Source organism: Flagellimonas aequoris (assembly GCF_003584165.1).
In the GTDB taxonomy this organism is placed as follows: Bacteria; Bacteroidota; Bacteroidia; order Flavobacteriales; family Flavobacteriaceae; genus Flagellimonas; species Flagellimonas aequoris.
The window spans coordinates 494,425-520,676 of record NZ_QXFJ01000030.1; the positions used below are offsets into that span (position 1 = coordinate 494,425).

The window sequence follows — 26,252 nt, forward strand, 5'->3', positions numbered from 1 at the left end:
AATGTTACATGGTTTTTAAAACAAATTCATCAAAAAAACATCGTTTTAAAACTTTGGTTTTGTGAAATCATCAAATTAAAACCATTTTCGGGTAAATAGACCAATAAGGGTCTTGGGGCTTATAGTGACAATAAAACGAATGCGTTGGCCATAATCGTCCTGGCCAATTTCCCACCCCCGATTGGAATAGACAGGAAAGTACAGCTCAAAATAATCGGTTACCAAATTTAACCGTATCCCCGAATCATATACAAAACGGGCGTCGCTTCCCTTGCTTTTAAGAAAGCCGATATCCCCATAAGCTTCCACCCACCTCCAGATGTTGGCGCTTGCATTGGTAGTGGCGATCCAATCGTTGGCGAATGGGTTTTCCAATTTGGATTTGAAACCGCCTTCGGCGATAATGATCTGTTGGCTATACAATCCGGAACTTTCCGATCTTCCCAAATAGGCCAGGTCGAACATATAATCCGTGGGTCGGTCCAATGCAAAGCTGAAAAAGTCGGATGCCGTATTGTTCCTTAAAAATTTACCGGCGTAGAAGCGTAGGTTCAACTGTCTGTTGCTCTGAAAGAGTTTTCGATACTCCATTTCAAAGGCCAGCTTGGAAAAATCATTGGAATGTTGGGCATCCAAAGACCAAGAAAGGTAATTCAGGATATTGTTGTCCACGTCCGTGAAACGGGCATTCATCACCCCATAGTTGGGATCTGTGTCAATTTGGTTTTCAAGGGTAGGATCAACGTTTCGGAAGACATTTCGGTAACGGAACATCAAATATTGCCTTCTGTTGGACAATAGATCATTTGGCCGCCAGCCAAAAGTCACGGCGGGGGTTAAGGTAGAGAAACGGGAATTTTCCTGAAAATGCGATGTGGAACCGGAAAAAGAAAAATCAGTAACGTACAATCCCGTTTTCTTATGGTATTTCCGATACCTGAACCCCGCTTTTCCTACCAAGGTGTGCTCCAAAAAGGAGTAGGTTGGTGAAATATCATATAAAAACTGCCGCTCCAAGAACGTTTTGTTGTAGAGTCGCAAACCGGGGGTGATACCATCATAAATATTGAAGTTTACAATGGGCACATAGAAAATTTGATTGTAATAAGGATCTTCGGTGTCCTTGAAAAATTGGAATTTCAGCTTCTTGTTGCTGGATAGAAAACCGTTCAAGGTCTTCCAGTTATCCCGTTGGTTAAATTCCGGTATCTTTTGATCGTAATTGAGCACCATTCGGTCTTCGCCGTTCCTGGGGAGGGTCACGGTCTTGGTGGAATCAATGCCCGTGAACCAGTAGTGCGAAATGACGGAGTCTTTCTGCAGCCCAAAAAGGGATATGGGAACATTGGTGCCCCGTTTGTTCTTTATTGTTAAGGAAATAGAGTCATCGGTCTTTTCAATTTTTTTGATCTTGAAATCAATTTTCTTGTCCGTGGAGACATATTCATCAAAAAACCAATCGATGTCCTTTTTCGCATGCGCCTTGATCGTGCTTTCAAAATCCAGGGCAGAAACATGTTGCCTCAGCTTGAAGTTTTTATAAAAATCGATAATGCTGCTATCCACTTGGTGTTCCCCAAGATAGTTGGAGAGATAGGACATGCCCAATCCGGCCTTGTAACCGTTAGCAATTTTTTCGTTGAACTTGATCAAGGAATCATTACTGGTAGTCAGTGCCTGGTCGATGTTTTTTCGCACTGAAACCATACTGAAAAGGGCATACTGTTCATTAAAGTCCATTTGGGCGAAATGGAAATTCTTAATGCCCCATATTTTAGAGAGCTTACCGGCCAATTTTTGGTCGGGATAATAATCTTCCACATAGTGGATCATAAGGTAATATCCTATGGCATCGTTTACCCATCGCTCTTGGCGTGGATCCAGGTAAAGGGTTTCCTTTAAATAACTGCGAACGGCCGTTTTCAGGAATTTCATTTCAAACTGGAACTGCTCCTCATAGGGCCGTATGAAGGAAGGCAGCTGTCCGATTCCATACAATGGAGATTTGTTGTAATCAAACTCGCTGACCAATAAATTTTCATGCGGGTATTTCCCCAAATTTTCTTCTAAAAAGTCGGCCACCTTGTTGATGGAAATCCCTTGCGATATCTCATCATATTTGTTCGATTCTATATCCGTGGTGACCGTTAGTGCCTTGGTAACGTGCTTTGTGAAAGTTTTTTGGGGCGAAAGGATGATCTCACAGTTTTTTCTTTGGTTTCCAAACAATTGGGTATGCTGTCCCCCTGGGAAATTGGAAACAGTGGAATGCCTGAAATTGGAAGCTAAAAAGAGGTGTTCCGGAAATGTAAAATTGATAGAAGTTTCGGTAACATCGGTGTAAAGGTCATCAAGGCCTTTGTTGTCATAAAGGCGCCAATACCCATCAAAAACAGCAGGGGATAGGTACCAGTCCTTAAGGTTGTATCCGCCACCGTCCACGGCACCATATGCAGTAAACTTCGCATTGGGCAATTTGATCGTGTAGGTCAGGAACAGTTCCACCGATTCCCCAGGGCGCAAGATGTCGTTTAGGGTAATGGCAATTAAATCACGGTTGCCAACCCTTTCCCAATTCAACCCTGTATAGTTCTGGTCCACGATGGACATAATGGTTGTATGCCCCCTTTCACGGTCCTTGGCCAAATGGAGCCCGCGATTAAATTCTTCCGCAAAACGTTTGGCCAAAGCCGTATTCTTGTTGGAATAGGCATGGTTCCAATCGTTGAAATAAAGGGAAGAGAGTCCACTGGTGGAATGGTTCACATAGGTGAACTTCTGCCGGATCCTGATCTGATTACTCGGCCCATCAAGGGTTGCCACGATTTCATTTTTATGCTGCCCCCAAAGTGAGGCGCACAAAAGGGAAAGGAGCAAAGCAAACCGCAAATGGACTCGATGGCTCTTCAACATGGGAAGGATTAAAAGTTCGGACTTAGGGTTCGGCCCTTATAAAAGGCGTCTATGATTTCTACCACTTCATCTTCGGTATCCACCAGTTTAATCAGATCCAAATCCCTAGGACTGATATTCCCGGCCTCAAGCATGGTATTCTTGATCCAATCGATCAAGCCCTTCCAAAAATCCGTGCCCACCAAAATAATGGGAAACGTGTGGATTTTGTGGGTTTGGATCAAGGTAATCGCCTCAAAAAGTTCATCCAAGGTGCCAAAACCTCCCGGCATGACCACAAACCCTTGTGAATATTTCACGAACATGACTTTTCGGACAAAGAAATAGTCGAAGTCCAAGCTTTTGTCATCATCGATGTAGGGATTGTCGTGTTGCTCGAACGGAAGGTCGATGTTCAACCCCACTGATGTTCCTCCTGCGAGATTGGCACCCCGGTTCCCGGCTTCCATGATTCCGGGGCCACCGCCAGTGATGATTCCATACCCGGCTTCGGAAATCCGTTTAGAGATGTTTACCGCCAGGTCATAATACTTGTTGCCCGGTCTTACCCGCGCCGATCCAAATATGGAAACACATGGGCCGATGACGCTCATTTTTTCGAATCCATTTACGAATTCGCCCATAATCTTGAAAATGGCCCAGGAATCATTGGTCTTTATCTCGTTCCAGCCTTTGGAATGCTGCTCTTTTCGCATTTGCATAATGATATCTTTTTAAACTGCCCGTGCAATCTTTTGTTTAGTGTTCTCCAGTTCTTTTTTCAAAAACTTGGCCGTGTAGCTTTTTTTGTCCTTGGCCACTTCCTCTGGAGTGCCTGTGGCCACGACCATACCACCCCCTCGGCCTCCCTCGTATCCAATATCGATGATATGGTCCACCATTTTGATCACATCCATATTGTGTTCGATCACCAAAATGGTGTTGCCTTTGTCCACTAATTGGTCGAGCACTTCCATCAACACCCTGATATCTTCAAAGTGCAGCCCGGTAGTCGGTTCGTCGAGGATGTAAAATGTATTTCCGGTATCGCGCTTGGATAGCTCAGTGGCCAATTTTACCCGTTGCGCCTCGCCCCCGGAAAGGGTAGTGGACTGTTGCCCCAATGATATATAACCCAATCCCACATCTTTTATTGTTTTCAATTTACGGTGGATTTTGGGAATGTTTTCGAAGAAATCGACTGCTTCGTTGATGGTCATTTCCAGCACATCGGCAATGGATTTGCCCTTATATCGGATTTCCAAGGTTTCCCGGTTGAAACGCTTGCCGTTGCAAGTCTCGCATTCTACATACACATCCGGTAAAAAGTTCATCTCGATGACTTTAAGACCGCCTCCTTGGCAGGTTTCGCATCGTCCTCCGGCCACGTTGAAGCTAAACCGTCCCGGTTTATAGCCTCGAATGGTGGCTTCGGTAGTTTTGGCAAATAACGTGCGGATCTCACTAAAAACGCCTGTGTAGGTGGCTGGGTTGGATCGAGGTGTTCTTCCGATAGGGGATTGGTTGATGTCGATGACCTTGTCGATATGTTCCAATCCTTTTATTTTTTTATAAGGCATGGGTTTTTTGACCCCGTTGAAGTAGTGCGCGTTCATGATGGGGTAGAGGGTCTCGTTCACCAAAGTGGATTTGCCACTTCCCGATACACCCGTAACCCCGATAAGTTTTCCTAAAGGGAACTCCACCGTTACATCTTTCAAATTATTGCCTGTACATCCCGAAAGCACAATTTTTTTGCCGGTTCCTTTTCTTCTTTCACTTGGAACAGGGATTTCCAGTTCTCCGGTAATGTATTGCGCGGTCAAGGTATGATGGTCTTTTAATTCTTGCGGACTGCCTTCGGAAATGATTTCTCCACCATGTTTTCCCGCTCTTGGACCTATATCAATGACGTGGTCGGCACGTTCGATCATATCCCGATCGTGTTCCACCACAATTACGGAGTTGCCAATATCTCGAAGCGATTCCAAAGAGTGGATCAAGCGTTCATTGTCTCGCTGATGCAAACCAATACTCGGTTCATCCAAAATATAAAGTACCCCGACCAATTGTGAACCTATCTGGGTCGCTAATCGGATGCGCTGGGCCTCACCCCCGGATAGGGATTTGGAACTTCTGCCCAACGACAGATAATCCAATCCTACATCCAATAGAAACCCAATGCGTGCCTTAATTTCCTTAATGATTTCCTCGGCTATGATTTTTTGATCGCCTTCCAATGTGTCCTCTAATTTTTGGAAGAACTCGGCCAATTCGGTGATGTCCATATGGGCCAACTCGGCAATGTTCTTTTCCCCGATTTTAAAATAAAGGGACTCCTGCCTTAGTCTGGCACCATGGCAGCTTGGACAGTCCACTTTATCCATATAATCCTTGGCCCATCGTTTTATGGAAGTGGAATTGGCTTCTTCAAACTGGGTTCGGATGAAGTTGGAAATGCCCTCGTAATCAATTTTATATTGTCGTTTGACTCCCAAAGATTTGGAGTCGACCTCAAAGCTTTCCTTACCGCCGTTCAAAATAACGTCCATGGCTTCTGCAGGAATCTTTTCAATGGCATCCGAAAGGTCAAAATTATACCGCTGTGCAATGGTTTCGAGCTGCTTGAAGGCCCAAGATTTTTTGTATTCGCCCAATGGGGCCAATCCTCCGGCTTTTATGGATAGTTTTCTGTTGGGAATGATTTTTTGCTCGTTCACTTCGTACACATGCCCCAATCCGCTGCACTCGGGGCACATGCCTTTTGGGGAGTTGAATGAAAAAGTGTTCGGTTCTGGAGTAGGATAGGAGATGCCCGTGGAAGGACACATCAAATCCCTACTGAAATATCGTGGGACGGTTTCCCCTTCCTCCAAAACCATCAATACGTTTTCACCACTGTACATGGCCGTATTGATCGTTTCAGCCAGGCGTTTATGGAAATCCTCGGTATCGGAAACTTTTAAACGGTCGATGACAATTTCAATATCGTGGGTCTTGTAACGGTCCACTTTCATACCCTTGGTGATGTCCATGATCTCACCGTCGACCCTCACTTTCACAAAACCTTGCTTAGCAATTTGCTCAAAAAGCTCGCGATAATGCCCCTTTCTGGATTTGATCACCGGGGCCAATACATTGATTTTCTTATCCAGGTACGAGGAGATGATCAAATCCTTGATCTGCTCATCGCTATAACTTACCATCTTTTCTCCTGTGTTGTAGCTGTACGCGTCCCCAGCACGGGCAAATAACAGACGCAGAAAATCGTATACCTCTGTTATGGTGCCCACAGTGGATCGTGGAGATTTGGAGGTGGTTTTCTGTTCAATGGCAATCACGGGGGAGAGTCCATCGATCTTGTCCACATCGGGTCTTTCCAGTCCACCTAAAAATTGTCGGGCGTAGGCAGAAAAAGTTTCAATGTAGCGTCGTTGGCCTTCTGCATAGATGGTGTCGAACGCCAACGATGATTTTCCACTACCCGAAAGTCCGGTGATCACTACGAGTTTTTCACGCGGAATGGTGACATCGATATTTTTCAGGTTGTGGACCCGGGCCCCCTTGACCTCAATATGTTCTTCGTAGTTGACCATAAATCATAGCAAAGCTTCAAAAGTAGCGATTTGGCACGTAAAAAAGAAGGAGGTTTGCTTTTCGTTATTAGTTTATAGAAAGCGTCTAAATAGCTGCTTTTCCCATCAAATGATTAAACGTACGCCCCCCAGTTCCTGCAATGGATAGGGGAACTTATCGCTGGGACTTCCGATAAACATGAAATTGATGGGGATGTTCCATTCCACTGATAGTTTTTTGATCAATTGTGGTGTGAATTTCCCATGCAATTGGATGTATTCTATCTTGATTTCAGGGTATTCCCTGTCCAGCACATCAAGGTCGGACACAAAACTTTTGGTGGCCTCTTCCCCTTCGGGGAAAACGGACACGATCTTCAGTTTTCGGGTGTGCTCGTTGTTGCGGATGTACAATAACACCTTGTTCAACAAGGCCACATCATCTTTTTTTGTGAAATACACGAATTCCTGGTCGTTGATCCTGTTGATGGTCTGGTTGATGCCTTTGTAAGACCGTACCAGAAAGCGGTTGATGGGGTCCAAAAAATATCGGATCAGGCGCAGAAGCAATTTGAGCAGAGCTGTTCGGTTCAACATTACCATGACCACAGCAATGGTAGGGACAAAATATTCCATGAATACCGCCAGATAATCCGGGTTAAGGATAATGTTCCCTGCTAAAGCCACAATAACCGCTACAATGGCTACCAACAAAGACAACCATCCGGAACGTTCAGGACGTGGCAGATTCTTTCGCCTCACCTTCAACAAAATATTCCCGATACCGAATAAGGCCATTACGGACAAAAAGGCAATGGTGTAAACCCCGGCCAAGGCTTCTAGATTCCCTTCCGTGATCAATAATATGGAGACACACAGCAAGAAAAAGAAAATGGCAATCCGATAGGTGCTTCCTTTTTTGTTTCGTTTTAAAAGAAATGGGGGGAGAATGCGGTCCAAGGTAATCCGTTCCACAAGCCCCGAAACACCCACAAAGGAAGTAAGCACCGCACCACTGAGCACCAACACTGCATCCACGGAAACCAAAGTGGACAACCAGGATCCGCTAACTTGGTTCCCCATTATGGAGAGCAACGCTTCGCGGTTGTGTTCTATCTCAGAAATGGGTAACACCGCCAGGGCCAGGAACGCGATCAATGGGTTGAAAATGGTCACCACGATCCACATATTGCGCAAGGTCTTTGGGAAAACGCCTTTTTTCTGCTCCTCCACAAAGTTAGCAGAACTTTCGAACCCACTGATACCCAACATCGCAGCAGAAAAACCAAAGAATAGGGCCATGGGGAGCGCCCCATGTTTTACGGGCAAGGCATTGTTGTCCGTGAATACTTTTAGGCCGTGTTCAAAAAGGTACATTCCGGCAAATGAGGACAATAAGATCAACGACGACAAGTGGAAGATGAAAATAGCAATGGCTACTTTGGAGGATTCCCCAATCCCGATGATTACCAATCCCATAAAAATGGCCAATAGTCCAATGGTGGCCAAAATAATGGGCAGTTGGGGCACCAAGGTACCCAGATAAGCCATGGCTTCATTGGCGGAAATCACTGCGGTGGCCATATAGGACAACAACGTTAAAGAAGCGGCCAAGGACGCCATTCCTTTGCTTGTGGTGTTCAAGAGGGCGTTGTAGGCGCCACCGTTCATGGGAAGGGCACCTACCACTTCACCATAAATTTTTCTGAACAGAAATAGAACAACCCCTACGATCAATAGGGAAATCCAAGCATATTGACCGGCATGCAACACCGCCAATGCGGATACGTACAGACAAGAAGAACTGATGTCGTTACCACTGATGGATGTAGAGGCCAACTCTCCGAGTTTTACCCTTAATTTTTGTGGTTCCATGTAAGATGGCTTATAAAAGCATGAACGAATGTAGGGTAAAGTTGTAAAAATTCTAAATTTACGGGCGATAAAAACCAGATTTATGAAACTATTGGGCATCGGCTCCCGTATTGACCACCCCGAATATGGTAAAGGCGTGGTAACGAACGTATCATCAAAGCATTATTGGGTCACTTTTTTGGAAAACGGATTGGAGACCATTGATTTGGACTCCGAATTTGAAGTCATCGAAGGGGTAGAAGATGAGGTGGATTCCGTGAGCTTTTTTGATATTGAGCGTTCCTTGGTGCAGATTTTGGAAAAATGGAGCGATACCCACGAAAAAGTGGCGATTGCGGATAAATGGAAAGGCGGTAAACTGATTTTGGACCCCGGGGATGCCACCCAGAACAAGGAAATGCCCATAGAAACTTTTTTTCATAAGATCGTGATGGTGCGCGACCGTATCCGTGTGATGGAACAAAAAATCAACAGCAGCAATAATCTGGACGACCAGGAAAAAATTGACCTACAGCAATACATTACCCGTATTTATGGCAGCTTGACCAGTTTTAATGTACTTTTTAAAAGCAAGAGCGATTATTTTGTGGGGGAGAAAAGTAAGTAGCTAAGCGATTAACCTGTAGTTTGGCATTTGGTCATATGTTCGACCGTTAAGTAAACGACCACTTTTTTTCTTATTTGTGCCGCCCCATTGTTTGAAAAAGAAAGCAACATTTACTTTTTCACATTGGTTTTTTATGTCTTTTACCCATTCAACTTTAATGGGCCTGGGTTTCCTACCGCTTTCGCCTCCAACGATTACCCAGCTAATCTCTTTGAGATTTAAATTAGGAAGAGGTCCAATTAAGGGTTCTAGGGATAGAAATTTAACCTTCGCATTGGTTTTTCTGAGATAATCAATGCGATACTCAACTTCTTGATTTTCAACAGACACTCCCATCCATATATTTGGAGTCCAATTGAGTTTATCATGTAACTCCAACAATCGGTCATGTCTTTTAGTTAAAACTTGAAAAATGTGTTGTTGATTATCGTTCATGACTTCAAAAACCTTTTGGATAAAGAAAAAAGGAACTTCTGGGTGGAACAAATCGCTCATCGAGTTTACAAAAACCATTTTTGGTTTTTTCCATGAGTACGGAGTACTCAATTCCGATTCATGGATCCGCACTTTAAAATTATCCTTATATTTTTCTATTCCCATGGCTTGAAGCCTTTTGGACATTACTTCAGCATAGCAGAACTTACAACCCTGACTGATTTTAGTGCAACCAGTTGTTGGGTTCCATGTCATTTCTGTCCATTCGATACTTGATTGGGCCATATATTAATTATTGTACTTATTTATTATTTGATTTGCAATTTTCACTGCGTTTCTATTGTTTGAAACCATAAAGAAATGAAACATTATGGAATTCGAACTATTCTTCAACATATATGGTTCGGTTACATGTTTAAATAACTCATTTAACCTATTCTTATATATTTCCGCTGATTTCTCAACTGCCTTTTCTGTTTTCGTTGTAACTTTTTCTTCACCAAATAGGGTAATCACTTCACTTTGATTATAGAAATTACTCAAAATATCTGTCCTACTCATACCAAGAAAAGTTTCCAGTTTTTCAATCCAGGCCTCAGAAATTTTACCATCTTTTTTTAGCAGCCTATTAACACCCATTCCGGTCGGAACCAATATCCATGCATCCACATTTGATTCTTTTAAAGAAGTAAGAGAATTCCAATTTAATTGCATGCCACATGGATCAATATAGGCCAAAACTTTACGATTCTTTCCTTTCGAAGATTTTAAAAACTGACCCATGGAATGGATTTTAGCATTACAATCTTCATTAACAACATAAACTTTTTTATTTGTTGAAGAGATTGAACTTTTTAATTCTTGGGCATTATGGGTGTCCTTTTCCACGAAGTAGTATTCATCAAAGGAACGAGGTTCATCTATTTCTAAAATACGCTTTGCAGCGCCAAGAATTACTTTTTTATTCTCATCATTTCCTTTTGTTATGGATCCACTTCCCGCAAAACCATCAAAATAGAGAAGATTCCAGCCAAATCTATCAGCATATTTATTCATTATAGTTAAGTATGCTTTTGCATACTCAACCAATATTTCAATTTTTGCATCAGTCCAATTACCCCCAAATTCATTCATAATTAAATGGTTGTTGTAGTGTTATTTGGGGAATGCTCATTACAATAATAATAAAAATGCCTTTTTTCCTACAAAGAATGATTTGTGTTTTTTAATGCATATGGAATTTCTAAACCGCCTCCTTTTTCTCACTCAAATACTTCCAATAGCGTTTGGGTACATGTTGCGTATGCAATTTGGGGTTGATCCGGGATAGAATGCCCGTACTTTTAAAATAATCGTTCCACAAGGTCTGGTATTCGTATTCCCCATTGACAAAGGCATCGCTTTTATGGATCTTGTTGTGGTGGATGTCCTTTAGGTTGAGGGACACCATTTCCACATGATCCAGATTGTAATAGATGCCATATTTGCGCTTTACATCATAAATCAGCCATTGCTGGTCTGCGTAGCGATCCCGAAAATGCTTGGAAATAAGGGGCAGCACGTCAAAATCAGGTTCAATGTTGGCAAAATAGATGTTGTCCTTGGTCAACTGAAACCGCACAAAAGCTTCCATACGGTGTTTTTCACGCCCCACCTTTCGAGCCAATTGACTGATGTGCAAAACGGTACTATCCGAATAATCCAGATACTTGCCGTTTTGGGTCCGCATCAATTTTTGGATGTAATCAAAAAGCAGCATTTCCACACCTTCGGTCTCGCTCAAAAAAGCAAAGTACACATTGGAAATGGCGTTGTGGCTCTTGTTTCGGATGCCATTCCAAACGCGTTTGGCCTTTTCCACATGGGTAAAAATGGTCTCCGTTTCAGAAAAAAGCCCATTTTGGCAACGGCCATTCTTTTGGATGTCGGCCACAGAAATCTTTTCATCAAAAGCAACAAATACGGCCGTGAGAAAACCGTTGAAGCTGCTGTCGTAAATTAAGGTCGTTGAAGCATTCATAACGCTTGTGTTTTAGTTTTTGATGTCATTTCGAAGGAGTTCGCGACTGAGAAATCTAGATTTCTCACATTCGTTCGAAATGACACAGTTGTTCATTGCTAATTGTTCATTGAGCACTGTCAATTGAACAATGATAATTGCGTACTGTATTGGTTCCGAAACTGGCCGGACGAAGTCTGCAAGATCATCCCCTTGATTTTCTCCGCATCCAGGTCGCGACGCTCCCAATGACGGGAATCGCACACCATAAAATATTGGGCACGGTTGAGGGCCACCCCGATTTTCTTGAGATGGTCCCAGTTCAATCTTCTAAATTTTCGGGCGTCCATGATTTTTTGAACGGATTGCATTCCTATTCCCGGAATACGGGCCAAGAGGCGTTTGTCTGCTGTGTTCACATCCACCGGAAAATGGTGTAGGTTGCGCAATGCCCATGAAAGTTTGGGGTCCACCTCCATGTCCAGGTTGGGATGCTCATGGTTCAAGATTTCGTTTACGGCAAAACCATAAAAGCGCAACAACCAATCGGTCTGGTACAATCGGTTTTCCCGCAACATGGGCACCTGCGAGCCAATGGCTGGCAACCGCGCATCATCCGCAATGGGCACATAACCGGAATAATATACCCGTTTCATTTGATAGGTTTTGTAGTAATAGGTGGCTGAGTACATGATATCCTTGTCCGTTTCCCCAGAAGCCCCCACGATCATTTGCGTGCTTTGTCCGGCCGGGGCATATTTTGGCGTGCTCTTGATGATTTTTCGTTCCGCTTGATACCGAACAATTTCATTTTTCACCTTCAGCATGGGTTTGGTAAAATCTTCGTGCTTTTTGTCGGGGGCCAATAGTTTCAATCCAGATATGGTGGGTACCTCAATGTTCACCGAAAGTCGGTCTGCGTATAATCCGGCTTCGTACATGAGTTCATCACTCGCCCCTGGAATGGATTTTAAATGAATGTACCCATTGAAATTTTCCTCTTCACGCAACTTCTTGGCTACGGCCACCAAGCGCTCCATGGTGTAATCCGCATTTTTAAAAATGCCGGAACTCAAAAACAAACCTTCAATATAATTTCTGCGATAGAAGTTGATGGTCAAATCCACCACTTCCTGAATCTTAAAGGCGGCCCTTTGGATATCATTGCTCTTGCGGGTAACACAATACGCACAGTCATAAATGCAATGGTTGGTCAACAGGATTTTCAACAGGGAAATACAACGTCCATCCTCGGTGTAGCTATGGCAAATGCCCATTTTGGAAGCATTACCCAACCCCTTTGTTTTGTTGGTTCGGTCGCTTCCACTACTGGCGCAGGAAACATCATATTTGGCGGCATCGGCCAGTATGTTCAATTTTTCTCGTACTCTATCAAAGTCCATAACTTGGAAATATTCCAATCAAAAATATGGAAATAATCCAATAAATGGAAATAATCCATAAAAAGTTTTGGAAATAATCCAAATTGTATATATTTGGGTTGTGGAAAATGAACTGACACTAAAACGCTTTACAGATATCCGACGTGAGTTGGGCTATACCCAAACGGAATTTGCCGACTTGTTGGGTGTGAAGAATACCACCGCCGATATTGAACGGGGTAGGACCAAACTTTCCGGAAAAGTGGTCTCCGAACTTTTAAAACAATTCAAGATCAATCCGTTGTGGTTGTTCGGGGAAAGCGACCAAAAACATTTGGATACGTCCAAGACCAGTGTAATCCCTAAAGTGGTGACCATTGACAATTCCGATAATGACAACATGGTCCTCGTGAATGCCAAGGCTGCCGCGGGCTATCCCCAAAACATTTCCGATACCAGTTGGTACCGACAACTTCCTGCTTTTGATTTGCCCATTCCAGAATTCCGTAACGCAACGTATCGGGGATTTCAAGTGGAGGGGGATAGTATGTTGCCTAATTTAAGGCCCAATGATTGGGTGTTGGCCCGTGCCATTGAGCATATTGATCATGTAAGTCCCAACAAAATGTATGTGGTGGTTCTCCAAGATTCCGTTATGGTGAAAAAAATCGAAAGAAAACCCAACTCCAACAACATTACGTTGGTATCCTTGAATGAGATTTATCCGCCTTACGAAATCAAACCTTTCCAAATTCAGGAAATCTGGGAAGTGAGCAGCAAACTCACTTTCAATATTGATGCGACCACTGAAACCGGTTTGTTAAAGCAGTTGCAACAATCTATGGAGGAACTCAAACGACAGATTGCCAAATAAACTCCTTTATTACCCGAAGAATCGAGTTTTGATGGCCTTGGCCAAGGTATTGGCCGCTTCCGGATTGCGCCGAAACCAGAGTTCAGGTTCAAAGATTTCCAATTCCGCCAAGGCCCAATTCCCGTTATTATCCTTAAAAAGATCCACTCTAGCATACACCGGAATTTCCGGAGCGGCATTCACCACTTTTTGGGCAAACGCAATCTGATCTTCTGAAGGGTGGTATTCATGTACACTGCCCCCAAAATCATCCTGCACCCGAAAATCCCCTGGTTTGGCAATTTTAAGCACGGCATGGGTAAATTCCCCATTGAACAACATCATCGAAATTTCCCCTTCGGAAACAATGTTATCCTGAAACTCTTGCAACATCATGGCCTCTTCGGAAATCAATTGTTGAAAGACTGCTTCGTGATTGGAAATATCTTCCTTTTTGATTTTGTAGGTGTGTCGGGCTGCGCCTGAAACACAAGGTTTTACAACGAAAGTATCTTTACTAAATCCAAAACGGTCAATAGCTTCCGTAAAAGCCTCTTTTAAAGTTGCTTGTGTACCTTTTTCCACAAAAAAGGTCTTGGGAATGGTCACGCCTGCATCGGAAAGATCTTTCAGGTAATGCTTGTCAATGTTCCAATCAATCAATTTTTTAGAATTGACGAATTGGGTCTTTTGACTTGCGGATTGGAACCACTTTGAAAATTCTTCATATCGATCAAAATAATCCCATGTAGTTCGGAACAAGGCCAATTTGGTGCTGGACCAGTCAAAATTCACATCGTCCCAAGATTTTCGAATTACTTTCAATCCCTGTTCTTGCAAGGCTTCCAGCACTAATCGGTCTTCGAGGAGTAGGTTTTCCACATAAGGTGTACGTTTTTCTGGGGCCACATACCTGCGATCCGTCAGCACAACAACATCAAACTGCATCTAATAGAAACTAAAATCCAACCGCTTTGTCATCACCTCGCTTGTCTGCCCCACCTTCCAGTTTTCCACCAGGCAGCACTCGGATGGCATCCACTTTTCCGATGATGGGAGTACGTTCCTCGTTGATGATGTATCCCTTGGATTTTAACTCGTTGATCAATTCCTCGGAAAAACCTTCTGGCTCAAAAATGATCATGTCCGGCAACCATTGGTGATGGAACCTGGGCGCATTGACCGCCTCTTGCATGCTCAAATTGAATTCGTACACATTGAGGATGGTCTGGGCCACTGCGGTAATGATCGTGGAACCACCAGGGGTCCCGACAACCATGTACAGTTTGCCATCTTTTTCCACAATTGTGGGGGTCATGCTGCTCAACATCCGCTTTTCGGGAGCGATGCTGTTGGCCTCGGCACCAATCAATCCAAACATGTTGGGCACTCCTGGTTTTGAGCTAAAATCGTCCATTTCGTTGTTCAAAAAGAAGCCGAGCTCATCACAGTACAACTTGGAACCATAACCGCCATTGAGTGTGGTGGTGGCCGAGATGGCGTTGCCTTCACTGTCCACAATGGAGTAGTGGGTGGTTTCGGAACTTTCGATGATTTCCACTTCTCCATGACTTACCTCTGAAGACAGCGTGGCTTTATCAAAAGAGAAATTGGCCATCCGTTCCTTTAAATAATCATCGCTTAGAAGCATATCGTAGGGAATGTCGACAAAGTCGGGGTCTCCCAAAAAGTAATTCCGGTCGGCATAGGCACGACGGGAGGCTTCCGTGAACAATTGAATGGTCTTGGCCGAATTATGTCCAAATTTGGATACTTTGTAAGGCTCCATCATCTTGAAAATCTGGTTGATGGTGACGCCACCACTACTGGGAGGACTCATGGAAATTACGTGAATGTCCTTGTAGTCAAATTCAATGGGATCCCTCCATTTGGCCTCATATTTTGCAAGGTCTTCCTCGGTGATGAACCCTCCTTTTTCCTGTACGAAGGCGGCCAATTTTTGGGCCACTTCACCTTTGTAAAATCCATCACGGCCTTTTTCCATGATGACTTCCAAAGTTTTGGCAAGCTCAGGATATTTAATGGTATCACCCGCCTTGAAGGGTCCAGCAAATTTGGTGCTGTCGTTGTTTGCTTTAACAAAACTTTCCCGATAACCTTCCAGTCGCTTGGCCTGTTTTTCGGTGACCACAACGCCACGTTTGGCCAAGGCGATGATAGGTTTCATGATTTCGGATAATGGAAGTGTGCCAAATTTTTTGTGTACAGCCATCACACCGGCAACCGTTCCGGGTACTCCCGCGGAGGTGCCGCCAGTAGTGCTCATCCCGAGGATTACATTGCCGAGAGAGTCTAAGTACATATCCTTATGGGCCGCAAGAGGAGCTTTTTCACGATAATCGATACCTCCAACTTCGCCATTGTTTTTGCGATAGACCATGAATCCACCGCCACCCAGATTCCCCGCGAAGGGATAGGCAACGGCCAAGGCCAGTTCAGTGGCCACCATGGCATCAAAAACATTCCCTCCCTTTTCCATGATCTCCACCCCAATCTTGGAGGCTTCTTCACGGGCCGAGACCACCATCGCCTTTTCGGCGACTAGTCCTGTGGGGGTGGCAGGTTGTTGTTTGCAGTTGATGAAAAAGATAAGGGGAAGCAGGAGTATCAGTCTTCGCATAAGGAAATAAATTTTTGTCGGGAAAAGGTAATCAATTCTTCAAAAAAAGCGGTGAATTCGTTTTCAAAATCAGCGTAATGCTCTTCAAGGTCCAAAATGGCAAAATTCATCTTGGATTTGTTCTGGGTACGGCGGTTCATGCCATTCAGTACTCGGTCAATACCCGTTAAATTGGCATAGTTGAGCAACCAATTATCAGTAATCATATAAGGCATCATCCGCTTGGTGGCCAAGGGTAGCACTTCGTAATTGTCCTCCAAAAGGTCATAAAAGTTTTCTACATACTCGTCCAAGGGAACCTCGGAATAGTCGGTCCAATTCTTGGCCAGAAAGTGGTCGTAGAAAATATCCACGATCACCCGGCTGTAGTGGCTATAGTTTTTATGAAGTCGCTTACTGCTCTGTCTGGCAATGGGATGCGCATCGGTAAAGGTGTCTATTTCACGGTGGAGCAAAATACCTTTCTGGATTTTCTCCGGGAAATGTTTGTACTTGTTGCCTCGGATATGGTCGGCAAAAAAATTGCCCAAGGTAATTTCCTTGTCATCGAAAGACAAATAGATGTGGGCCAAGAAATTCATCGGGGCAAAAAACTTTTATGTCGAAATTTACAAATTCAAAACATGGGTTACGGCATAGCCATTTATATTTGCACAAACTTTTTTAACAATTATGACACTGATCAAATCAATTTCTGGAATACGAGGAACCATAGGAGGTAAGACCAATGACAACCTGACACCGTTGGATGCCGTTAAGTTTGCAGCCGCTTATGGCTCTTGGTTGAAGGATTATTCCAAAAAAGAGAAATTGACGGTCGTCATTGGACGGGATGCCCGACTTTCGGGTGAAATGATCCAAAATTTGGTGGTTTCTACCTTAGTTGGATTGGGTATCGATGTCATTGATTTGGGATTGTCCACCACCCCGACCGTTGAAATTGCCGTTCCTTTGGAAAAAGCGGATGGGGGTATCATTTTAACGGCCAGTCATAACCCCAAACAATGGAACGCCCTGAAGCTGTTGAACGAGCGCGGCGAGTTCTTGGATGCCGAACAAGGTGCCAAAATTTTGGAATTGGCTGAAAAAGAGGATTTTGAGTTTGCCGAAGTGGATGATTTGGGAGAAATTATCAAGAATGACTCTTATATTGATATCCATATTGATGAAGTATTGGAGTTACCCTTGGTAGATGCTGAAACCATCAAAAAAGCTGGTTTTAAGGTAGTTGTGGACGGAGTGAATTCTACGGGGGGCATTGCCATCCCGAAATTGCTTCAAGAATTGGGTGTGGAAGTGGTGAAATTGTATTGTGAACCCAATGGACATTTTCCACATAACCCAGAACCGTTGAAAGAACATTTGGGGGATATCTGTAAAAAAGTGGTAGAGGAAGAGGCCGATTTTGGAATCGTCGTCGATCCCGATGTAGACCGATTGGCTTTTATCAGTAATGATGGGGAAATGTTCGGGGAGGAATATACGTTGGTGGCCTGTGCCGATTATGTTTTGGGCAAGACCAAAGGAAATACCGTTTCCAATTTATCATCATCAAGGGCCTTGAGGGATATTACCCAAAAACATAGCGGAACGTATGAAGCCGCAGCTGTGGGAGAAGTCAATGTGGTGACCAAAATGAAGGCCAACAATGCCATCATCGGTGGCGAGGGCAATGGTGGAATCATTTATCCTGAAAGCCATTATGGTAGGGATGCTTTGGTGGGCACTGCCTTGTTTTTGATGTTGATGGCAGAAAGGGGAGGAACCGTTGCGGAACTACGGGCTAGCTATCCAAGCTATTTCATGAGTAAAAAGAAAATTGAACTCACCCCCGAATTGAATGTGGATGCCTTGCTAGAAGCCATGCACCATAAATATAAGGATGAGGAAGTTTCAACCATTGATGGGGTAAAAATCGACTTTCCTGAAAATTGGGTGCATTTGAGAAAATCCAATACGGAACCCATTATCCGCATTTACACTGAAGCAAAATCCCAAAAGGAAGCCGATGCCCTTGCGGATAGGATTATTTTGGAAATCAAGGAAGTAGCGGGATTGAGTTAAAGCTTATAAATAATTTCGCACTTGTTGAAATCATTTTCGGAAATGTCGGTGTGTTTATCGGAATCCATCCAGATTTTCCACGTGCCGTTTTCTTTTCGTAAGCCAACATTAAAATGTCCATATCCCCGTATGATGAGTGATGTGTCGCCTTCATTTTGGGAACTCAACTGGTAATAACCTGATTGGATGGCAACATCTTCCGTTTCGTTGATGGCCGTGTTCAGAATAGCAAAGACGATTCCCAATTTATTGCCCTGATCTTTTACAGATGCTAAAAAACCACCAAAATTTTCAAGGTAATCCCCCCCTGTTTCAATCTTATTTTGATTAACGATATGCCGAACAATATCCTTGGTGTGAATGGACTTAATTTTTTGGGAATCCAGTTGATCATATGCCTCCATGAACGGGACCCAAACATCATTTTTGATGGATTCCAAAACATCATCCGAGACTTTTATGGGACTTTCTTGTGCAAGGCAAATACTAAGACAAAAGAAAAACAGCAATACTAAGGAGTGTTTCATGACTTCATGGATTGATAAGCATCAATATTATAAAAGTCTTTGGAACGAACCATTTTGTTTAGGAAAGAATTGGGAGATCAATCCGCCAATCGCTCGATCATATCATTATTGAATACTCTTGGGGCTTTGTCCTTATGTTTCCAGCGTTTGTGTGTCCAGAAATAATACTCTGGTGCTTCTTGGATGGATTCTTCTACTTTTTTCAGGAAGGCCTTGGTAAGGTCAAATTCCTCCAATTCCTTAGGATGTTCTGTCAAAACAGAAAAAGTACCTTGGTAATGCCCCCTTTTCAACTTCGATACCTTCAGGTATACTGCAGGAAGGTCCAATTTTCTACAGAGCATTTCGGCTCCCGTGTGTGCAGGCACATTGATGCCCATGAACGGCGTCCACAACAATGCTTTTTTAACCATGGGAGACTGGTCACTCAAGATACCGTACATACTTAAGATGTCGTCCTTTTTGTTTTTGGCCACCAGTTCACGAGTTTCCTTGGTGGTGATCAACGTGGTACCATACTTTTGTCGGATGTCCCGAATCAATTTGTCGAAGTATTTGTTCCCGATTTTTTGATAGATGCCATATCCTTTAGATTGAATATGCCTGTCCAAGGCTATGGCCCATTCCCAACTGGCATAGTGTGGAAACATGAGCATAATACTTTTGTTCTGTGCTTCCAGTTGATGTAAAACTTCAAGATTGGTAAAGGTGAACCTTTTTTGCAATTCTTTTTCAGAAATACCCATGGTCTTGATCATTTCCATGAACATATCGCACATATGGCGATAGAATTTTTTCTCAATGATAAGTCTTTCTTCTTCTGATTTATTCGGAAAAACAAGGGCCAAGTTATTGCGAACCACTTTTTTACGATACCCCACCACACGGTACAACAATACATAGATGCCGTCCGACAAAAAATAGATGACTTTGAACGGAAGTCGGGACACCAACCAGAGCAGGGGATAAGCAAGGATATAAACTAGCAGTTGCATGCACTTTTCTTGTGTGCAAATATAGCTATATTTGAAACCAAACTTACGCAATGGTCAATTTGCACATAGCCACTATCGCCATCATGGCAGCCAACGTACTCGTATCCCTCAGAGGATTCAGTGATTCGGGATTTTTTGACAGATACAAGTTCCTCATCAATGGAATACAAGCCGGGCAAAAGGAACGCATGGTCACTTCGGGATTTTTGCACGTGGACATTTCCCACCTGTTTTTTAATATGTTCACCCTATACTTTTTTGCCGATGTGGTCATCAGTTGGTTTGGTCCAGTAAAATTCCTGATCATCTATTTCGTGAGCTTGATAGGGGGTAGCCTTTTAGCCCTTTTCTTCCATAAGGACGAACCCTATTACAGTGCCGTGGGGGCCAGTGGTGCCGTTACGGGAATTTTATATGCCGCTATTTTGCTGAACCCGGATATGCAATTGGGAATCATGTTCATTCCGATTCCCTTACCGGCCTATGTTTTGGGAATTGCGTATTTGCTCTATTCCATTTACGGAATGAAAAGCCGATTGGGAAATATTGGTCACACGGCCCACTTTGGCGGCGCCATTGGCGGATTCGCCACTACATTGCTGTTCAAACCGGAATTATTAGTGACAGATACATTGATTGTGGTATTATTGGCGATACCCATCATCATTTTGTTCGTGCTCGAAAAATTGGGTAAGATATAAATGAAAAAGCTCGGGACTTGCCCGAGCTTTTTTGTAAAATATGTTTTCTGTGCTTAGTTGAGCATCTGGGCTACTTTTTCTTCAAGTTCAGGTCCTCTAAGGTCACGAGCTACGATAACGCCTTTTTCATCCAACAAAAAAGCGGCCGGTATAGCGTTGATATTATACATTTGGGCAATCGGGTCGTTGAACCTCTGTAAGTTAGAAATATGGTTCCAGGCCAACCCGTCAGATTCGATGGCATCTTTCCAAGCCTCGGCTTGGGTGTCCAAAGAAACTCCTATGACATTGAAACCTTTATCATGGTATTTGTTGTAAACAGAGACAATATTAGGGTTCTCTTTACGGCAAGGTTGACACCAAGCGGCCCAAAAATCGACCAAGGTCAATTTGGATTTGCCCGTAACGTCGCTTAAGGCCAAAAGATCACCATTAGGAGTTGGGGCGGAAAAATCAGGGGCTACATCACCTACTTCGGTGGATTTCATTTTATCCAACTGCTCTTGAATCTTTTTTCCAGGCTCGGTGGCCTTTATTTCCGGCGTAAGGTTTTCGAATATTTCTTTTACCTCATTCACAGGAAGCGCCTTGGTTGTCAAAAGATTCCCTACGATCAATACGGAAATCAAAGCGTTTGGGTTGTTCTTTGCGTAATTTACATTGAAGTTTTTGGCTTCTTCCTGAAACTCAATGAACTCTTCACGAAGTGCAGTAACGGTGGCCGTATCCTGCTGTTGGGCAGCCGTGCGCATATCATTTTGCATGGACATGGCCCTTTCGGACAATTTTCTGGATTCCGTCAAGAAATCCATGAACATGTCATTTTGTTCGGTTCCCTTTATTTTGGCAAAGCCGATACTATCTTTTTGGAATTCCACTTCAATATCCCCGTTTTCCAAAACTACAGGGACATTACCGCGAACCTGATCTACAAAAATGTAATGCAATTTGGGTTCTGACTGGGTGCCTGCAAATGCGAAGACTCCATTTTCAACGGTGGTGGTGTCCACATCGATCAATTGATTAAGGGAATCTGTGGTCTTCAGGAAGACTTTAAGCCCATTATCCGGTTCACCGGATATGGTTCCACTGACCGTATATCCATCAGATTTTGAACTACATGATGCCAATACTAAAACGCCAAGTACTATGGCAAAGATTTTTTTCATTTCACATTATTTAAGGTGCTAAGGTATTCATTCCTTATGGCATAAAAAAACCCTTGGCCTACTAAGGACCAAGGGTTACCATCTTTTAGATCTTTATTTAGAATTGGTATCTGATGCCCAGGGCAATGTCAAAATCAAAATCATTATCGAAACCGTCATAGCCTATCAGACCTATTTCCGGTCTAAAATCCAACGATATCAACAAGGGGATATCAAAGTTGTATTCCACACCGATATCGCCTGCCGCGAACACGAATAGACCATCATTGTCATCGTTTACGGGTTCTGGGTAATCGAAATCAACACTTCCCAATCCACCACCTACGCCGTAGTACCAGTTAAAGTTTCCGTCCAAAGGACGCACCCATTGGTACACACCGGTCAATTTGAAGGCATCAAAATCGCGGCTATCGCGCCAGCCGAGATCAAACTCGGCACGATTGGAACTCCCTATGGATTTTTGGTATGAAATCTCTGCTCCAAAGCCATCACTGTCTCCCAATCGGAGACCAAGGGCATGTTCTGAAATTTCCTGTGCACTCAGGCTTGCTGTTACAAACAAAAAAAGCGCTGCAAATAATGTGGTAATCTTCATGTGTTTCTCTTTTAAGTTAAAAATTAGAGATAGTTTTGTCATAGATTTACGTTTCAAAAACCATTTTAGTTCCCAAAAAGTATTCCAAATTGAATAAAAATTTGTTAAACCACCTAGCGGAAAGTCTTGCGGGCGAGCTGCTGGTGGATGATCTGAGCAGGGCACTGTACGCCACCGATGCATCGGTATATCGCAAATTACCGTTGGGGGTATGCTATCCCAAGAATAAAGAAGACATCAAGAAACTGATCCACTTTGCCAACGAAAATAAAGTAGGGCTTATTCCAAGGACAGCGGGAACTTCCTTGGCAGGACAATGCGTTGGGGATGGACTGGTAGTGGATGTGAGCCGGGAGTTTACCAATATTCTAAGTCTGGACAAGGATAAAAAGCAAATCACGGTGCAGCCGGGTGTGGTGCGTGATGAGCTGAATCTATATTTAAAACCTTTCGGTTTATTTTTTGGACCTAACACTTCTACCTCGAATAGATGTATGATCGGAGGGATGGTCGGAAACAATTCCTCGGGAACCACTTCCATACAATATGGGGTTACGAGGGACAAGGTGGTTTCCATGAACTGTATTTTGGCAGATGGAAATGAAGCTTTCTTTACATCCATTTCCAAGGAAGAATTTGAACAAAAGAAACAAGGAGATTCACTTGAAGCTAAAATATACACTACACTCTTTGAAGAGCTTTCCAATCCGGAGACCCAGGAAACCATTCGAAAAGAGTTTCCAAAACCTAGTATTCACAGAAGAAACACGGGTTATGCGGTAGACGAGCTGCTCAATAACAACTTGTTCGGGGATTACGAGGCCGATTTTAACCTGTGTAAATTATTATCGGGCAGTGAGGGCACCTTGGCCTTTACTACAGAAATCACCCTACAATTGGATGATTTGCCCCCTGCGTTTTCTGCCATGGTGGCCACCCACTACAAAACGTTGGAGGACTGTTTGAGCGATGTGGCTCCTGTGATGCGGCACAGTCTGCATACTTGCGAGATGATGGACAAGGTAATCTTGGATTGCACCAAAAACAACAGGGCACAGCTGGTCAACCGTTTTTTTGTGGAAGGGGATCCCGCGGGAATTTTGATGCTTGAAGTAAAGGCACATTCCGAAGATGACCTGCAAATACAACTGAAAGGATTGCTAGAGACCATTGAACGTTCTGGTTTGAGCTATGCCAGTCCGGTTTTATATGGAGACGATATCAACAAGGCCGTGGAGTTGCGAAAAGCAGGATTGGGTCTACTCGGCAATATGGTCGGGGACCGGAAGGCCGTGGCCTGTATCGAAGATACCGCAGTGGCCCTGGAAGATTTGAAGGATTTTATCGGAGAGTTCTCCCAGATCATGAAGGAATATGAGCAGGATGCCGTGTACTACGCCCACGCAGGAGCCGGAGAGTTGCATTTAAGGCCCATTCTCAACCTGAAAAAGTCCGAGGATGTGGCATTGTTCCGTTCCATTACCACGGATGTGGCCAAATTGACCAAAAAATACCATGGTAGTTTCAGTGGGGAGCATGGTGATGGTATCGTGAGGGCCGAATTTATTCCCTTGATGATTGGGGACAGCAATTACGAATTGTTGAAACGGGTGAAATCCCTTTTCGACCCGAACCTGATTTTCAATCCGGGTAAAATTGTGGACGCTTTCCCCATGGACGAGTCCCTGAGGTATGAAATCGACCGAGAGGAACCGAAGATCAAGACCTTAATGGACTTTTCGGATAGTGAAGGAATTTTGAGAGCGACCGAAAAGTGCAATGGAAGCGGAGATTGCCGAAAAAGCCATAACATGAGCGGGGGCATGTGTCCGAGTTATCAGGCCACCAAAAATGAAAAGGATACTACTAGGGGAAGGGCCAATACATTGCGTGAGTTTTTAACGAATTCAGAAAAAACCAATCGGTTTGACCATAGTGAGGTGAAGGATGCTTTCGACCTGTGTCTGAGCTGTAAGGCCTGCGCCAGTGAATGTCCCAGCAATGTGGACATCGCTACGTTGAAAGCAGAGTTTCTATATCATTATCAAGAAGCGAACGGATATCCATTGCGCAGCAAATTGTTCGCCTACAATACCCAGTTGAATGCCTTGGGCAGTAAGTTTTCTTCGCTCACCAACGCCATTTATGAATCAAAATCCTTTGGTGGACTTCTAAAAAAGGCTTCAGGAGTGGCTCCGGAGCGCCATTTACCCCGTGTGCACCGTTTCAATTTTGAAAAGCATTTACAAGAGTATCGTGCTAAACGGACAGACCTTTCCAAAAAAAGGGTGGTGCTCTACTTGGACGAGTTCGTCAAATACCTGGATATAGAAGTGGGCAAGGATGCCATAGAATTGCTCTGTAGGTTGGGGTATGATGTACAACTTTTTTATGCGGAAAGTGGAAGGACCTATTTATCCAAAGGCTTTCTGAAACAAGCAAAGAAATTGGTATCCAAGAATATGGAAAAACTAAAGCCATTTCTTGATGATGATGTGGTGATTGTGGGACTGGAGCCTTCCGCCATCCTTTCCTTTAGGGATGAATACCAACGTTTGCATGATGATAAGGAACAGTTGGACAAGCTGACGGGCAAATCTTTCCTGATTGAAGAGTTTTTGGCTTCCGAGATTGCTTCCGGGCACATTACTTCAGATAGTTTTACGGATGAAGAACGAACCATCAAAATACATAATCACTGCCATCAAAAGGCGTTGAGCAACCAAAAAGTGACCTTTGATGTATTGAATCTGCCCAAAAACTACAAAGTTTCCATCATTGCATCAGGTTGTTGCGGAATGGCGGGCTCATTCGGGTACGAAAAGGAACATTATGAAACCAGTATGAAAGTGGGGAATCTAAAATTGTTTCCGGCCATCAACAAGAGTGGGCAAGAAGTGATCATTGCGGCCAATGGAACCAGTTGTAGACATCAGATTAAGGATGGCACCAAAAGGGAAGCCCAACATCCGGTCTCAATCCTGAGAAAGGCCTTGGTCATCTAGACTTTTGGGGTTTACCTTTTCATCTTCCTCATTGAACAAGTCTTCGGTCATGTCCTCGATTTCCACATCTTTGTCGGTAATGGAGGCAATGAGTTCGTTCATGTCCATTTCCTTCAGGTCTTCGTCCACAAAGAAGGGAGAAAGCCTGTCATGGTTGTAGTGGTATATTTTCCAGCGTTTAAAGGAATATTCCAAGGCAGTGAGGTTTTCTACCCAGTCCCCGGAATTTAGATAGATGCAACTACCGTTCTTGCTCTCATACACTTCTTTTTTGGGTTGGTGTATGTGTCCACAGATCACGTAGTCGTATTCATTTTCTATAGCCAGTTCGGCTGCGGTTTTTTCAAAGTTGTTGATGTACTTCACCGCACTTTTCACACTGTTCTTAATGCGCTTGGATAAGGAATATTTTTCTCGGCCCATTTTCACCAAACACCAGTTTACAAAACTGTTGATTACGATGAGCAGGTCATATCCGTATCCACCAAGTTTGGCCAACCATTTGGCATTTTGGATGGAAACATCGAACACATCACCATGAAAGATCCAGGCTTTTTTGCCATCCAGGTTCAACACCAACTTGTTCATGATCTTGAAATTACCCATTGAAGTATCACTGAACTTACGGAGCATTTCGTCGTGATTTCCAGTGATATAGTAGACTTCGGTACCTTTGGAGGCCATGCCAATGATCTTGCGCAACACCTTCAAGTGGGATGGAGGGAAATACCGTTTGCTGAATTGCCAAATATCAATGATATCCCCATTTAAAATCAGCTTTTTGGGCTGTATGCTATTCAGATAGGCAATCAGTTCGTCGGCGTGACAACCGTAAGTCCCAAGGTGGACATCGGAAATTACCGCCAATTCTATCTTCCTTTTTTTCAATCGTATAGGGTTTAATTGCAAAATAAACTGGTAGGAATAAATTGAAAAT

The 26,252-nt window shown here is 43.6% G+C and carries 21 protein-coding genes; 5 read left to right on the plus strand and 16 right to left on the minus strand.

Annotated elements, in window-relative coordinates:
• Positions 1-75: 75 nt before the first annotated feature.
• The 4 genes from D2U88_RS15680 to D2U88_RS15695 form a co-directional block, all read right to left on the minus strand.
• Positions 76-2,823 carry a gluzincin family metallopeptidase gene (locus D2U88_RS15680; protein ID WP_313782377.1) on the minus strand — a complete coding sequence of 916 codons (2,748 nt, stop codon included), beginning with the start codon at positions 2,821-2,823 and terminating at the stop codon, positions 76-78.
• Between the two features lie 98 nt (positions 2,824-2,921).
• Positions 2,922-3,608: an LOG family protein gene (locus tag D2U88_RS15685; protein ID WP_119641471.1), complete on the minus strand. Its 687-nt coding sequence runs from the start codon at positions 3,606-3,608 to the stop codon at positions 2,922-2,924.
• A gap of 18 nt (positions 3,609-3,626) precedes the next feature.
• Positions 3,627-6,488, minus strand: coding sequence for an excinuclease ABC subunit UvrA (uvrA, locus tag D2U88_RS15690; protein WP_119641472.1), 2,862 nt, complete (start codon positions 6,486-6,488; stop codon positions 3,627-3,629).
• A 105-nt stretch (positions 6,489-6,593) separates the two neighbouring features.
• Complete coding sequence (locus D2U88_RS15695; protein WP_119641473.1) at positions 6,594-8,342, minus strand: APC family permease; 1,749 nt, start codon at positions 8,340-8,342, stop codon at positions 6,594-6,596.
• A gap of 82 nt (positions 8,343-8,424) precedes the next feature.
• On the opposite strand from D2U88_RS15695, the gene D2U88_RS15700 reads away from it, so the two are divergent.
• Complete coding sequence (locus D2U88_RS15700) at positions 8,425-8,949, plus strand: hypothetical protein (protein WP_119641474.1); 525 nt, start codon at positions 8,425-8,427, stop codon at positions 8,947-8,949.
• Here D2U88_RS15700 and D2U88_RS15705 read toward each other — a convergent pair whose 3' ends face one another.
• From D2U88_RS15705 to D2U88_RS15720, 4 genes are all read right to left on the minus strand, one after another.
• The gene (locus D2U88_RS15705; RefSeq protein ID WP_119641475.1) at positions 8,950-9,669 is read right to left on the minus strand and encodes a DUF5131 family protein; all 720 of its coding nucleotides are present in this window, start codon (positions 9,667-9,669) and stop codon (positions 8,950-8,952) included. It abuts the gene before it with no gap.
• Positions 9,670-9,672: 3 nt separating this feature from the next.
• A complete protein-coding gene (tcmP, locus tag D2U88_RS15710; RefSeq protein WP_119641476.1) occupies positions 9,673-10,518 on the minus strand; it encodes a three-Cys-motif partner protein TcmP in 846 nt (281 codons plus the stop codon).
• Positions 10,519-10,627: 109 nt separating this feature from the next.
• On the minus strand, positions 10,628-11,404 hold the full coding sequence (locus D2U88_RS15715; protein WP_119641477.1) for a TIGR03915 family putative DNA repair protein: 777 nt from the start codon (positions 11,402-11,404) through the stop codon (positions 10,628-10,630).
• Positions 11,405-11,523: 119 nt separating this feature from the next.
• On the minus strand, positions 11,524-12,786 hold the full coding sequence (locus D2U88_RS15720) for a putative DNA modification/repair radical SAM protein (protein ID WP_119641478.1): 1,263 nt from the start codon (positions 12,784-12,786) through the stop codon (positions 11,524-11,526).
• A gap of 100 nt (positions 12,787-12,886) precedes the next feature.
• Between D2U88_RS15720 and D2U88_RS15725 the strand changes: the two genes are divergently transcribed.
• A complete protein-coding gene (locus D2U88_RS15725) occupies positions 12,887-13,639 on the plus strand; it encodes an XRE family transcriptional regulator (protein WP_119641479.1) in 753 nt (250 codons plus the stop codon).
• Positions 13,640-13,648: 9 nt separating this feature from the next.
• On the opposite strand, the gene D2U88_RS15730 is transcribed toward D2U88_RS15725, so the two are convergent.
• Genes D2U88_RS15730 through D2U88_RS15740 form a run of 3 tightly spaced genes read right to left on the minus strand, consistent with a single transcriptional unit; the run spans position 13,649 to position 16,840 of the window.
• A complete protein-coding gene (locus tag D2U88_RS15730; RefSeq protein ID WP_119641480.1) occupies positions 13,649-14,566 on the minus strand; it encodes an ATP-grasp domain-containing protein in 918 nt (305 codons plus the stop codon).
• A gap of 10 nt (positions 14,567-14,576) precedes the next feature.
• The gene (ggt, locus tag D2U88_RS15735) at positions 14,577-16,259 is read right to left on the minus strand and encodes a gamma-glutamyltransferase (protein ID WP_119641481.1); all 1,683 of its coding nucleotides are present in this window, start codon (positions 16,257-16,259) and stop codon (positions 14,577-14,579) included.
• Positions 16,247-16,840: an acyl carrier protein phosphodiesterase gene (locus tag D2U88_RS15740; RefSeq protein WP_119641482.1), complete on the minus strand. Its 594-nt coding sequence runs from the start codon at positions 16,838-16,840 to the stop codon at positions 16,247-16,249. Before D2U88_RS15740 ends, ggt begins: the two co-directional genes overlap by 13 nt.
• 91 nt (positions 16,841-16,931) lie before the next feature.
• On the opposite strand from D2U88_RS15740, the gene glmM reads away from it, so the two are divergent.
• Positions 16,932-18,323 (plus strand): phosphoglucosamine mutase, encoded by a 1,392-nt coding sequence (gene glmM, locus D2U88_RS15745; RefSeq protein WP_119641483.1) that lies wholly within the window; start codon positions 16,932-16,934, stop codon positions 18,321-18,323.
• Here glmM and D2U88_RS15750 read toward each other — a convergent pair.
• Both D2U88_RS15750 and D2U88_RS15755 read right to left on the minus strand, forming a co-directional pair.
• Complete coding sequence (locus D2U88_RS15750) at positions 18,320-18,850, minus strand: YybH family protein (RefSeq protein WP_119641484.1); 531 nt, start codon at positions 18,848-18,850, stop codon at positions 18,320-18,322. The two genes, glmM and D2U88_RS15750, sit on opposite strands and share 4 nt — an antisense overlap.
• A 77-nt stretch (positions 18,851-18,927) precedes the next feature.
• Positions 18,928-19,845 carry a lysophospholipid acyltransferase family protein gene (locus D2U88_RS15755; RefSeq protein ID WP_119641485.1) on the minus strand — a complete coding sequence of 306 codons (918 nt, stop codon included), beginning with the start codon at positions 19,843-19,845 and terminating at the stop codon, positions 18,928-18,930.
• Between the two features lie 50 nt (positions 19,846-19,895).
• Between D2U88_RS15755 and D2U88_RS15760 the strand changes: the two genes are divergently transcribed.
• Positions 19,896-20,546 carry a rhomboid family intramembrane serine protease gene (locus D2U88_RS15760; RefSeq protein WP_119641486.1) on the plus strand — a complete coding sequence of 217 codons (651 nt, stop codon included), beginning with the start codon at positions 19,896-19,898 and terminating at the stop codon, positions 20,544-20,546.
• Between the two features lie 53 nt (positions 20,547-20,599).
• On the opposite strand, the gene D2U88_RS15765 is transcribed toward D2U88_RS15760, so the two are convergent.
• Together D2U88_RS15765 and D2U88_RS15770 are read right to left on the minus strand one after the other, a co-directional pair.
• Positions 20,600-21,715 carry a TlpA disulfide reductase family protein gene (locus D2U88_RS15765; RefSeq protein ID WP_119641487.1) on the minus strand — a complete coding sequence of 372 codons (1,116 nt, stop codon included), beginning with the start codon at positions 21,713-21,715 and terminating at the stop codon, positions 20,600-20,602.
• A gap of 97 nt (positions 21,716-21,812) precedes the next feature.
• Entirely contained in the window at positions 21,813-22,310 is a 498-nt protein-coding gene (locus tag D2U88_RS15770) for a hypothetical protein (RefSeq protein ID WP_119641488.1), read from the minus strand.
• Positions 22,311-22,399: 89 nt separating this feature from the next.
• Between D2U88_RS15770 and D2U88_RS15775 the strand changes: the two genes are divergently transcribed.
• Positions 22,400-25,315, plus strand: a complete 2,916-nt coding sequence (locus tag D2U88_RS15775) for an FAD-binding and (Fe-S)-binding domain-containing protein (protein WP_119641489.1) — start codon at positions 22,400-22,402, stop codon at positions 25,313-25,315.
• Here D2U88_RS15775 and D2U88_RS15780 read toward each other — a convergent pair.
• On the minus strand, positions 25,286-26,203 hold the full coding sequence (locus D2U88_RS15780) for a UDP-2,3-diacylglucosamine diphosphatase (protein WP_119641490.1): 918 nt from the start codon (positions 26,201-26,203) through the stop codon (positions 25,286-25,288). The genes D2U88_RS15775 and D2U88_RS15780 overlap by 30 nt on opposite strands.
• Positions 26,204-26,252 lie beyond the last annotated feature (49 nt).